This is a genomic window from Pedobacter sp., from assembly GCF_041662865.1.
Lineage (GTDB): Bacteria > Bacteroidota > Bacteroidia > Sphingobacteriales > Sphingobacteriaceae > Pedobacter.
The window spans coordinates 1-11,652 of sequence record NZ_JBAZRL010000071.1; the positions used below are offsets into that span (position 1 = coordinate 1).

At 33.8% G+C, this 11,652-nt stretch carries 11 protein-coding genes; 7 read left to right on the top strand and 4 right to left on the bottom strand.

What is annotated here, in order from left to right; all coding sequences use genetic code 11:
• On the bottom strand, positions 1-1,796 hold a 1,796-nt coding region (locus WC622_RS15500), incomplete at its 3' end, for a TIM-barrel domain-containing protein (RefSeq protein ID WP_372820609.1).
• Positions 1,797-2,046: 250 nt separating this feature from the next.
• Between WC622_RS15500 and WC622_RS15505 the strand changes: the two genes are divergently transcribed.
• Positions 2,047-2,634, top strand: coding sequence for a YceI family protein (locus WC622_RS15505; RefSeq protein WP_372820611.1), 588 nt, complete (start codon positions 2,047-2,049; stop codon positions 2,632-2,634).
• Between the two features lie 138 nt (positions 2,635-2,772).
• Positions 2,773-3,174, top strand: a complete 402-nt coding sequence (locus WC622_RS15510; RefSeq protein WP_372820612.1) for a response regulator — start codon at positions 2,773-2,775, stop codon at positions 3,172-3,174.
• Here the strand turns inward: WC622_RS15510 and WC622_RS15515 are convergent, their stop codons facing one another.
• Positions 3,175-3,939 carry an MBL fold metallo-hydrolase gene (locus WC622_RS15515; protein WP_372820620.1) on the bottom strand — a complete coding sequence of 255 codons (765 nt, stop codon included), beginning with the start codon at positions 3,937-3,939 and terminating at the stop codon, positions 3,175-3,177.
• Between the two features lie 118 nt (positions 3,940-4,057).
• Between WC622_RS15515 and recJ the strand changes: the two genes are divergently transcribed.
• The 5 genes from recJ to WC622_RS15540 all read left to right on the top strand — a co-directional run bounded on the left by recJ (position 4,058) and on the right by WC622_RS15540 (position 9,027).
• The gene (gene recJ / locus WC622_RS15520; RefSeq protein WP_372820613.1) at positions 4,058-5,758 is read left to right on the top strand and encodes a single-stranded-DNA-specific exonuclease RecJ; all 1,701 of its coding nucleotides are present in this window, start codon (positions 4,058-4,060) and stop codon (positions 5,756-5,758) included.
• 38 nt (positions 5,759-5,796) lie between these two features.
• Positions 5,797-6,531 (top strand): LPS export ABC transporter ATP-binding protein, encoded by a 735-nt coding sequence (gene lptB, locus WC622_RS15525; RefSeq protein ID WP_372820614.1) that lies wholly within the window; start codon positions 5,797-5,799, stop codon positions 6,529-6,531.
• Positions 6,532-6,548: 17 nt separating this feature from the next.
• On the top strand, positions 6,549-8,057 hold the full coding sequence (locus tag WC622_RS15530) for a GH3 auxin-responsive promoter family protein (protein ID WP_372820615.1): 1,509 nt from the start codon (positions 6,549-6,551) through the stop codon (positions 8,055-8,057).
• A 40-nt stretch (positions 8,058-8,097) separates the two neighbouring features.
• The gene (locus tag WC622_RS15535) at positions 8,098-8,505 is read left to right on the top strand and encodes a YkvA family protein (protein WP_372820616.1); all 408 of its coding nucleotides are present in this window, start codon (positions 8,098-8,100) and stop codon (positions 8,503-8,505) included.
• 93 nt (positions 8,506-8,598) lie between these two features.
• Positions 8,599-9,027 (top strand): CBS domain-containing protein, encoded by a 429-nt coding sequence (locus tag WC622_RS15540; RefSeq protein ID WP_372820617.1) that lies wholly within the window; start codon positions 8,599-8,601, stop codon positions 9,025-9,027.
• 73 nt (positions 9,028-9,100) lie between these two features.
• On the opposite strand, the gene WC622_RS15545 is transcribed toward WC622_RS15540, so the two are convergent.
• Together WC622_RS15545 and WC622_RS15550 are read right to left on the bottom strand one after the other, a co-directional pair.
• Positions 9,101-10,552, bottom strand: coding sequence for a M28 family peptidase (locus tag WC622_RS15545; RefSeq protein WP_372820618.1), 1,452 nt, complete (start codon positions 10,550-10,552; stop codon positions 9,101-9,103).
• Between the two features lie 108 nt (positions 10,553-10,660).
• Positions 10,661-11,506, bottom strand: a complete 846-nt coding sequence (locus WC622_RS15550) for a WG repeat-containing protein (RefSeq protein WP_372820619.1) — start codon at positions 11,504-11,506, stop codon at positions 10,661-10,663.
• Between the last annotated feature and the right edge of the window lie 146 nt (positions 11,507-11,652).

The following is an 11,652-nucleotide window of genomic DNA, read 5'->3' on the forward strand; positions in this document are numbered from 1 at the left end:
TTAAAAGCATTTAGATGAGTTAAAAATAATGCCCTGATGATTGGCAAACCATTTACTGCTTCTTTTGCAACGCTATAACTGTATGGTAATAACTCTGATTTAAGTTTTAAATAGTTACGATTGATGGAGGCGGCTGGTTCTCCTTGTGCATGTGGATATTTTTGACTTGAGCCCCATCCATCCATGTTTAATTGCATTGGCGTGAATGTTTTCCATTGGAAATCTCTAATGTTTACTGGTACATTTTTACCACCAAAAATACCATCCATATCTGATGTAATGTTTGGCTGACCAGATAAACCTGAACCAATATAGGTTGGAATGTGGAAACGAATATATTCCCAAGCACCTCCAGTTTGATCTCCTGACCAAATGGTTGCATAACGTTGTGTGCCTGCCCAACCATCTAATGAGATAATAAATGGTCGGCTATCATTTCCATAATATGGAATAGTTTGACCAACATCGGCTACTCCATTTAACCCGAATGAGTAACCCGCACCAACCCAAGCTACATCGGTTTTAAGTACCCTAACGCCTGCATCTCTCACTTCCTTTAAAATATCACGTTGCAATAAAGGGGTAACTTCTGGCTTTGGATGTAAATCAGATTGTGTCCATAAGCCAATTTCTACTCCGTTTTTGCGAGCATAATCGCCAAAGCTTTTTAGATTTTGAATGTTGCCATCTAAGGTTTGTGTTTGACCATAACCAGCACCATACCCATCGTTTGGCAAGATCCACCCTAATGGCATATCGTGTTTTTTGTATCTATCAATTACGCCACGAGCAGAAAATTGATAGTTATTTTTTTCACCATTCAACGATTCTTTAATTCCTCCATTGTCCTTTTGGCTTTCTTTGTAGGTTTTCCCATCTTCAAATAAAATTCCTGCCGGATCTTCTTTCCAATAATCGCGGTTGAATGCATTTAAATGGCCCTCGTAAAACCCGAATTTGGGTAACAATACTGGGTTTCCTGTTAACTGATAAAAATCATTTAATAAAGGCACTGCGCTATCGCTCACCATGAAAAACAAATCCAAATAATCTGTCTCGTGGAAAAGCTTAACAGTTCCTTTGGCTTTTGCACCGAAATCATATCTACCTTGTTTAAAAGTATACCACATTATGCCGTAACCTTTGGTGCTCCAATAATAAGGTGTAGGAGAAGCAACACCGCCATCTGTCCAGCTGTTTTGGTTTTCTATGGCAATTGATTTCCCTTTGTGAGAAAAACGACCATTTTGTACGCCACCACCATAAAAATATTCTTCTGTGTTCTCTTTTAAAGTAAGTGTAACTCTATTTTTTTCAAATTGAATAGGTTCTGTTTCTTCGGCAACTACGGCTTGAGTTTGTATGTTTATTACTTTAAATAAGTTTGTGTTTTTATCTAGTAAGAGTGTAATTTTTGCAGTTGAAATAAAAATCTGACCACTTTCATCCTTTAAGGTAAGCTTTGAAACAGGTCTACGTGGATTATTTACCAAAATTTGTGCAGCTGGTTTAGCTTCTGGATTTCTAATTACACCACCATTGTTATCTTGAAACATTCTGAAAATATTCTCTCCGTAAAAATCGATGGTTAAGCGTTTGTTATCTTCGTAAAGAATTTCAACAGTAGTTGGATTAATAATTTTAGCGCTGGTAATTTTTGAATCATACTTAAATCCTGATAAGGAATTCGATAATCTACTTGCTTGCACATCCACTTGCAAAAGCAGCAGCATAATTACCGTAGTTACCGCTAAAATGGTAACCTTAAAAGTGGTCTTACGAGTTTTGAGGTTCATGATTAGTATAGTTGTATTTGTGTGTGTTTGTTGATTGGAAAACTACATTAAGTTGGCTAATGTAAGCAACAAGAATCTTTTTTAAGCACATTTCAAACTTTAAAATCTGCCTTATTTATGCCTCAGAGCCAATAAATGACGAATCCAGCAATCTCAAACGTTTGTGTAAGATTTGTAAAATCTTAACATACATCAATGAAACTTTCACCATTTATTAAATATCTTTACAAAAACTTAAAAAAATTTAATAATGAAATTAAAAATCACTTCAATCTTATTACTAGCAGTTATAGCTAGCTTTTCATTCATTGCTTTTACACCAAAAGCTGATGTTTATAAAGTAGATGTTACTAAATCTTCTATTACTTGGGAGGCTAAAAAAACTGGCGGTGGCCACAATGGCACTGTTGATTTAAGCGAAGGAACTTTAGCTTTTAATGGCAAAAAATTGGCACAAGGTGGTTTTATTGCAGACATGACTACTATTAAAGATGCTGGTAGAAATGCTGGTTTGGAAAAACATTTAAAAGCTGATGATTTCTTTGGCGTGGATAAATTTGCAAAATCTAGTTTTGTAATTAAAAAAGTTGACGGATCAGGCCCAACTTTTACAGTTACTGGCGATTTAATGATTAAAGGTGTTAGTACTTCAATTACTTTTCCTGTTAATGTAGTATGGAATGCTGATAAAACTATTACTGCTACTGCTGATAAAATTACGGTTGATAGAACCAAATATGGCATCAAGTTTAAATCTAAATCTGTTTTTGCTGATCTAGGTGACAACTTTATCTATGATGAGTTTAACTTCAGCGTAAAATTAGTTGCTGCGAAATAAACTTCCTTTATCGAAAAGTAAAAAGACCTAATAACTTATTAGGTCTTTTTGTTTATAAAGGTATTGCTATTTCAATTTTCAATATATACCTTTAACTATGTAAAAAAACGCTTTTTTACATCACACACACGGAGCTAAATGTTAGATACCAAGATCAATCTTTTGGTTATAGATGATGATGATATTAATATCTTTATCATCAAAAAAATTGTAGAAAAAACTGGATACGATATTAATATGGTATCCAAAAGTAATGGCCAACAGGCAATAGATTACTTAAACGATATAATTTCATCAAAACAACCCATACCTCATCTTATTCTGATAGACATAAACATGCCCGTTATGAACGGCTGGGAGTTTGTAGAAGCGTATCAATCTTTAGGGATTGAACAACGTGTAGATTTATACATTCTTTCTTCATCCGTTTACGAGAATGATATCGAAAAAACGAAAAGCTATAGTGCAGTAAAGGGTTTTATTTCAAAACCACTTTCTATAGAACGTTTAAAGGAATTGATAAAAGAGCTAGAATATTAATTAAACAATTTTAAAGCGATCTTCTGTTAGTTCGATAAAAGCTTGGCTTTTAGTTTTAGAATGATAAAACAAGCACTTCCAATTTTCGGCAGCAGCTTTTTGTCCAAATTCTTCTCTAAGTTCCATCGCTTTACGACCATCAAAATCATATTTAGCTATGAATTTTCGAAGCAATTCTTCGGGTTCTGGTAAAACGTCACCCCCAAAAAACAACTTATCTTTCCCATCATTTATTAAAAAGACTTGATGATATGGGCAGTGAGCACCAGTTAATTCGTAACTGATCTCGTCTGTTAATTTTCCCGAGCCCTCTACAAATTTAAGCTGTGCATTTCGTTGTAAAAATTCAAAAATTTCTGTGTGATAAGAAGAGGATGTACTTGTAAAGGCAGTTTCCCATTCTCCTCTTTGTATTACATAAGTAGCATCTGGAAAACTAAGTTCCATTTTACCATTGAGATGATGAACCATACCACCAGAATGGTCGAAATGTAAATGCGACATTAATACCATAGTTACATCCTCTGGTTTGAAACCAGCTTTTCTAATGTTCTCATGTAAATGTAACTTCCCATCAGTGTTGCTGTAACCTAAACCTGTATCAAATAAAATTAATGCATTTGCAAGCTTCACTAAAAATGGTTGTACATGAATGAATAATGATGCTGGCCTATCTTTTGGGTTATGTTTTGTTGGGTCAAAAGGAAGAAATTTTTTGGTAATATCAACTGAATAAGAACCTTCGTGTAATGTGTGAACTTGCAAAGACATGTGTTGTTTTTTGGAAAGAAATTAAATGATATATTTACGAGCGATAGGACAAATATATGGAACCTCTATGAACATATAGTCATAGGAACCACTGAATAATAATAAGAACTAGATGGAAAAAAGATGGGCTCAGATTGACCAAGGCGATGTAGAAACGTGTAAAACACTTGCCCAAGAGTTAAATATAGATTACTCTTTAGCTCAATTATTAGTTCAAAGAGGCATTTCTAATTTTGAGGATGCTCGATACTTTTTTAGACCAACACTCACTCAATTGCATGATCCTTTTTTAATGAAGGATATGGAAAAAGCTATTGTAAGAATTACATCGGCTTTGCAAAATAACGAAAGAATACTAGTTTACGGCGATTATGATGTAGATGGGACTACTTCAGTTGCATTGACTTATAGCTTTTTTAGTCAGTTTACTAGTGAAATTGCATACTATATTCCCGATAGGCATTTGGAAGGTTATGGTATTTCTACTGCTGGGATTGATTTTGCAAAAGAAAATGGATTTACTTTAATTATTGCATTAGATTGTGGAATTAGATCAGTAGATAAAATTGCTTACGCCAATTCTTTAGGAGTTGATTTTATTATTTGCGATCACCATTTACCAGGTGATGAATTGCCAAATGCAATTGCTGTACTAGATCCTAAACGAGCAGATTGCGACTATCCTTTTAAAGAATTATCTGGTTGTGGTATTGGTTTTAAATTGGCGCAAGCCTATTGCCAAGCCAATGATTTACCAGATGAAAAATATGAGCAATATTTAGATTTATGCATGGTAAGTATTGCCGCAGATATTGTGCCTATTGTTGATGAAAATAGAGTGATGGCTCATTTTGGGTTGATAAAACTAAACGAAAATCCGTGTTGTGGTTTAAAAGCGTTAATGCAAATTGCTGGCAAAACCGAAAGCTATTCTATCACCGATGTTGTATTTTTATTAGCTCCACGTATTAATGCCGCAGGGCGAATGGGCGATGCAAAAGATGCTGTTAAAGTTTTATTAAGTGATGAGGTAGTATTAGCTGATGAGCAAAGTTTATTTATAAATTCACAAAATACTGAGCGAAAATCTTTTGATCAAAATATTACGTTAGAAGCATTAGCAATTATTGAAGAAAGTGAATTATTGATAAATAGAAAAACTACCGTAGTTTATCAGGAAAACTGGAACAAAGGCGTAATTGGTATTGTTGCATCTCGTTTAACGGAGAAATATTACCGACCAACTATTGTGTTGACAGAATCAAATGGTAATTATACAGGTTCTGCTCGATCTGTTGCAGGCTACGATTTATATGAAGCATTGCTTTCTTGCAGCGATTTATTAGAACAGTTTGGTGGGCATAAGTATGCTGCTGGTCTAACCATCAAACCTGAAAACTTAATTCCATTTTCTGAAAAATTTGAAAGTGTGGTGGCTTCAACCATTAGCCCTAATTTGCTTATCCCCGAAATAAAAATTGATTGTGAGATAGAATTAGGCCAAATTGACCCAAAATTTTATCGTGTATTAACTCAAATGGCGCCATTTGGGCCACAAAATATGGCGCCGGTATTTTTAAGCAAGGGTGTAACTTTGGTTGGTCCAGCACAAATTGTTGGTACAAATCACTTAAAATTGAGCATAAAACAACAAAATTCCACTATTTTTGAAGCCATCGCTTTTGGCTTAGGAGAATTTGAAACTAAATTAGAACCAAACAAAACCTTTTCTGTGTGTTATACTATTGAAGAAAACGTTTGGAGAGAAAAAAAGCGTTTGCAATTAAATATAAAAGGAATTAAAATTGATTAGAATAGCTATCAATGATAAATCTAAAATCTAAAATTTAAATGATCTTAAGAGCCGAAAATCTGGTTAAAAAATATAAGCAACGTACAGTTGTAAACCATGTATCTTTTGAAGTAAGTCAAGGAGAGATTGTTGGTTTATTAGGGCCAAATGGTGCTGGAAAAACGACTTCCTTTTACATGATTGTTGGTTTAATTAAACCGAATGAAGGCACTATCTTACTAGATGGCGAAGACATTACGAAAGATCCAATGTACCGTAGGGCGCAAAAAGGAATTGGTTATTTAGCACAAGAAGCTAGTGTATTTAGAAAACTAACAGTTGAAGACAACATTATGGCCATTTTAGAAATGACCAATTTAAATAAGGAAGAACGACACGAAAAACTAGAAGAATTAATCAGTGAATTTAGTTTACATAAAGTAAGAAAAAACCGTGGCGATTTACTTTCTGGAGGTGAACGGCGTAGAACGGAAATTGCTCGTGCTTTGGCCGCAAATCCTAATTTTATTTTATTAGACGAACCTTTTGCAGGCGTCGATCCGATTGCGGTTGAAGAAATACAAACCATAGTAGCCAAATTGAAGAAAAAGAATATAGGAATCCTGATTACAGATCATAATGTGCAAGAAACATTATCTATTACCGATAGAGCTTATTTGCTTTTTGAAGGAAAGATTTTAGAATCTGGCACGCCTGAAGTACTTGCTGCCAATGAAATGGTACGTAAAGTGTATTTAGGCTCAAATTTTGTACTTCGTAGAAAAAATTTATAATCTTAGGATCACCACACATGGCAATTGTAAATTCTATTTTTACCTGGTATATGAAAAAGCGCATTCATCAGATTGAGCTTTTTAAGAAATATCCACTAGATGTACAGGAAGAGTGGTTACACACCCTAATTTCTAGTGCTCAAAATACCGAATGGGGTAAATTATACGATTATAAATCTATTCTTACTGTTGGTCAGTTCAAAGAACGTGTACCTATTCAAAATTATGATACTTTAAAACCTTATATAGAGCGCATGCTCAAAGGCGAACAAAATATCCTTTGGCCATCAGAAATTAAGTGGTTTGCTAAATCATCTGGCACCACTAGTGATAGAAGTAAATTTATACCAGTATCTGAAGAAGCTTTGGAAGAATGCCATTACAAGGGTGGAAAGGATATGATTTCTATTTACTGTAATAACCGACCAAATACACAGATGTTTACTGGGAAAGGATTGGTTTTAGGTGGAAGTCATCAGATAAATCAGCTTTGCGAAGATATTCATTATGGCGATTTATCAGCTGTGCTTATAAAAAACTTACCCATGTGGGCAGAATATTATAGAACGCCTGATATTTCTATCGCATTAATGGATAATTACGAAGAAAAAATGGATAGAATGGCCGAAGCCACCATTAAAGAAAACGTAACTAGCATTTCGGGCGTACCAACATGGACTATTGTTTTAGCAAAAAAAGTACTCGAGTTAACTGGTAAAAAAAATCTATTAGAAGTTTGGCCAAATTTGGAGCTTTATTTTCATGGTGCAGTAAATTTTACTCCTTATCGAGAACAATTTAAAGAGCTCATTCCTTCTAACGATATGTATTATTTGGAAACATATAATGCCTCTGAAGGTTTTTTTGGCATACAAGATCAAGATGATTCAGAAGAATTATTATTGATGCTTGATTACGGCATATTTTATGAATTTCTTCCGCTAGAAGATTTAGAAGAAGAAAATCCGAAAACGTTATCATTAGAGCAAGTAGAACTTCATAAAAACTATGCGATTATTATTACTACCAACGCCGGTTTATGGCGCTATTTAATTGGAGATACCATTCAATTTACTTCTCTTTCCCCTTTCAGGATTAAAATCACAGGTCGTACCAAACATTTTATAAATGCTTTTGGCGAAGAAGTAATTATAGATAATGCAGAAAATGCATTAACCAAAGCGTGTATTGAAACAGGTGCAAAAGTAAAAGATTATACTGCTTGCCCTATTTATTTTAAAGGTGAAGATGTTGGTGGTCACGAATGGATTATTGAATTTGAAACGCAACCAAAAGATTTTGAAAAGTTTATAGATGTTTTAGATCAGACTTTGCGTGAAGTAAATTCAGATTATGACGCAAAACGATTTAAAGATATGGCATTACGCCGCCCTAAAGTTCATAACGCACCAACAGATACATTTTACAAATGGCTTAAAGCTTGTGGTAAATTAGGTGGTCAACATAAAGTTCCTCGCTTAGCAAATGAGCGCAAGTATGTAGATGAGATATTGAAAATGCTTTAATTAGGTATGCTTATTGATAGATAATTTAAAATGATTATCTATGGACTTAAATAAACTCACCAGCAGATTTAATATCTTCAAAAAAAGTGCACAACAACTTCTTCTCAATAAAAATAACACTTTCAAAAAAGTGCAAGAAGGATTGAAAAAAGCCGATAAACATAAAGGAGTTTTAACTGATATTTGGGACCAATTACTATTACTTTTTGAAGTAGCCAAAGCTTACTCTAATGGAAGTTATACTGCTATCCCAAAAGGTTCCATCGTTGCAATTGTTGGAGGATTATTGTATTTCATCTCACCCTTGGATCTTATTCCTGATTTTATTGCAGGTTTAGGGTTTGTAGATGATGCTCTGATTTTAAGTCTGGTATATAAACAGGTTGCTAAGGATTTAGAAAAATATCTGAGTTGGAAGGCAGCACAGAAAAAAATTATTCATATTTAAACTGCCAACATACTAATCTTTTGTTTTCATAATTTCTCTATTTGGAATTAAAGTTTTTTTCACTAAATTTAAGTGACTAATAAACAAACTCTTATGAAGACCGTACAACAAATTCTTAATACCAAGCCTGTTCAGATTTACAGTGTTACTACCAATACATCTGTATTAGATGCACTTAAAATAATGACAGAGAAAAATATTAGTGCGTTATTAATTATGGATGATGAAAGGTTACTAGGCATTTTTACAGAGCGAGATTATGCTAGAAAAATCGTGTTGTTGGGTAAATCATCAAAAGACACATTAATTAGTGATGCGATGACTACTACTCCTATTACCGTAAGTCCATCAGATAGTATTGAGCTGTGCATGCAAACCATGACAGACAAACACATCAGACACTTACCCGTTATGTCAGCAGATAAAGTAGCTGGAATGGTTTCAATTGGAGATGTGGTGAAATTTATTATCGCCGATCAAAAGCAAACAATTTCTCAATTAGAAAGCTACATTAACTCTTAGCTTTTTTGTTGATTTGTTGTTTGGTTTATTAGGTTTCACACCCAAAAAACCAAACATCTAAAAAACTAACTAACTAGTCTTTCCACCTCCACTCACCTGCAATTTTTAGGGGTTCTTTTAAATTCTGACTTTCTAAAAATACTTCCAAATCTTTTTCGTTTTGTTTTGCAACAGGAATTTTTGGTGTATTTGCTAAAGCATAGGTAAGCATAGCTGAATAGCGTACTGTATTTTTCAGTTCCTGCTCATCTACCAATTTAAACAGATCTCCATCAGAGTGATAGTAAGGGCCAGAATTATTCGGCAATCTGCCACCAAAACCACCACCAGTAGGTATTCCTTCTAACATAAACGGTTGGTGATCGCTATGTAAACCAGCACCTGCTTGAAATAAGTTTTTAAAATTAGTATCCACTTGAGCTACTTCTCCTCCCCAACCTTTAAACAAAGGTTCCATTTCTTTTCTCGTCGTCGAAAATCCCTTTGGGTCATTCGTCATATCATAATTTAACATAAAGTGAACCTGATCTAGTGTGCCATTTTGTTTAGCTTGAGCTATGTATGCTTTAGAACCTAATAAACCTTGTTCTTCGCCCATAAATAAGACAAATTCTACTGTTCTTTTGGTTTTAAGATTTAGTTTTTTAAATGTACGAGCCATATCAATTACAGAAAAAGATCCTATTCCATTATCAATAGCACCAGTAGCTAAATCCCAACTATCTAAATGTCCACCAACAACAATTTTTTCTTTAGGAAATTCTGTTCCTTTAAAAGTAGCAATTACATTACGAGCTTTAATTAATCCAGAGAAATTGGTCATTTCAATTGATGCAATTTGGTTAGCTGTTTTTAACTTTTCTTTTAATGCCATTCCATTTTCTAAACCAATGCAAACTGCAGGAATTGGAATTAATTTACCTGTAACCGATGCTGTTCCTGTTAACAAAACGCCATCTTTTACGGTATTAATAATAATTACGCCAACTGCACCATATTTTGTAGCAATAGATGTTTTTTCAGAACGATGAAGGGATGCTGTTCCATTTGGAGAACCTGGCAATACACCTAAGTAGATTAAAGCAATTTTACCTTTCACTTTATCACCCAATGACTGATAATCTGCTTCCAGACCGTTACCAACATCAATTAGATCAGCAGTTACTTTCGCAGATACTGGAGAGTGAGCCAATGTAACAGCTTTCATTGGCGCTAGATCATTAGCAGAATTACCTATTTTAACAGCAATTGTTTTTCTATCCCAACTCTCTACTTCAAAAGGTTGGTATTTAACATCGCAACCATAAGATTTCAATAAATTGTAAGTGTATTCTTCTGCCTTTGCACCATTTGCAGAACCTGTTAAACGATGTCCGATTGTTGTTGAAGCATCTTTTAATGTGCTATAAGCATTTGAATTATTTTGTACTTCAGTATTAATCTGTTTAAAAACAGGCCCGAAATTATCTTGTGCACTTGCAGATAAACATAAACTTGTGAGTGCTAGTAAAAAGAAATTCTTCATCAATATAATTTTTTGATGAAAATAAGGTTTTTTGAGTGGAAGTTGAATTAATGCTTTTAGATTTTTACAAATAATTAAACATTTGGGAATTGTGTTGATTATTACGCCCTATTTCTCCTCTTCTTCTTTCCCGCTCACATTAATATAGAATTCCCTATCGCCCAACTTCACAAATGCTTGTCCCTGATTATTAAAAATTTCAGCGGCATCGTATTTGATCGGAATTATCACCTGACCATATTCATCTAGAAATCCGAATTTATTTTTTATTCTTACCCAACCCCTATGCCATTCTTCACTATAATATACCTCATCATAAATGATTTCACTCACCTGTCTACCAGTTCGGTCAATAAATCCACTTTTGTACGTCTCTTTTTTAATGTTTATTACTTGCCAAACCTGTGGGCTGTATGATGAGATTTGATCATAGTTAACATCTGCTATTTTTTCACCATTGGTATTTATGATAAAATATTTATTCGCATTTTTCACTAATGCAGTTCCTTCATAAAAGGACTCCGCAAATTCAAAGTTAGTATCAAATACACGTTTTCCTTTTTCGTCGATAAAAAAACTTTTTTCGTTCAAATCTACTAGAGCTAAACCACATGAATATGGACAAGCAAAATCATAATGTATTTGATTTTCGAGATAAGTCTCATTAATCTTCTCATGCAGATCAATAAAAACAAAGCCTTCACTCATTTCTACCAACGCTTTATGACCCTGAATAGTTTTTACTAAAAATTCGATACTAGCTGGCAATAATGGTTTTCTATTAATATCCATAATCTGCTCTGTATATTTATTACCTTGCCTGATGGACATTTTTCCATATCCAAATTCATTGGGTCTTTCATTACGTGTAAACTTTGTGTTATCATCCACCCTATCCGAACCATCTGTATTTTCTATGGATGAATACTTAAAGGATTTGTTATCTTCTTCCACCCATATAGTATCAAGTACTTACTATTACTTTTCTGTTTACAACTAGTTAGACTTATTGGGAAGATAAGAGCAGCAATATATTTATAGATTGTTTTCAATGTTTTGAAGATTAGCACTTATCTTTTTTGGTTTATGCAGATCGAAAT

Bases quoted from the DNA above. Each gene is read 5' to 3' on its own strand.
- recJ (WP_372820613.1), top strand. From the start codon at position 4,058: ATGGAAAAAAGATGGGCTCAGATTGACCAAGGCGATGTAGAAACGTGT.
- WC622_RS15540 (WP_372820617.1), top strand. From the start codon at position 8,599: ATGAAGACCGTACAACAAATTCTTAATACCAAGCCTGTTCAGATTTAC.
- WC622_RS15535 (WP_372820616.1), top strand. From the start codon at position 8,098: ATGGACTTAAATAAACTCACCAGCAGATTTAATATCTTCAAAAAAAGT.
- WC622_RS15530 (WP_372820615.1), top strand. From the start codon at position 6,549: ATGGCAATTGTAAATTCTATTTTTACCTGGTATATGAAAAAGCGCATT.
- WC622_RS15545 (WP_372820618.1), bottom strand. From the start codon at position 10,552: ATGAAGAATTTCTTTTTACTAGCACTCACAAGTTTATGTTTATCTGCA.
- WC622_RS15510 (WP_372820612.1), top strand. From the start codon at position 2,773: ATGTTAGATACCAAGATCAATCTTTTGGTTATAGATGATGATGATATT.
- lptB (WP_372820614.1), top strand. From the start codon at position 5,797: ATGATCTTAAGAGCCGAAAATCTGGTTAAAAAATATAAGCAACGTACA.
- WC622_RS15505 (WP_372820611.1), top strand. From the start codon at position 2,047: ATGAAATTAAAAATCACTTCAATCTTATTACTAGCAGTTATAGCTAGC.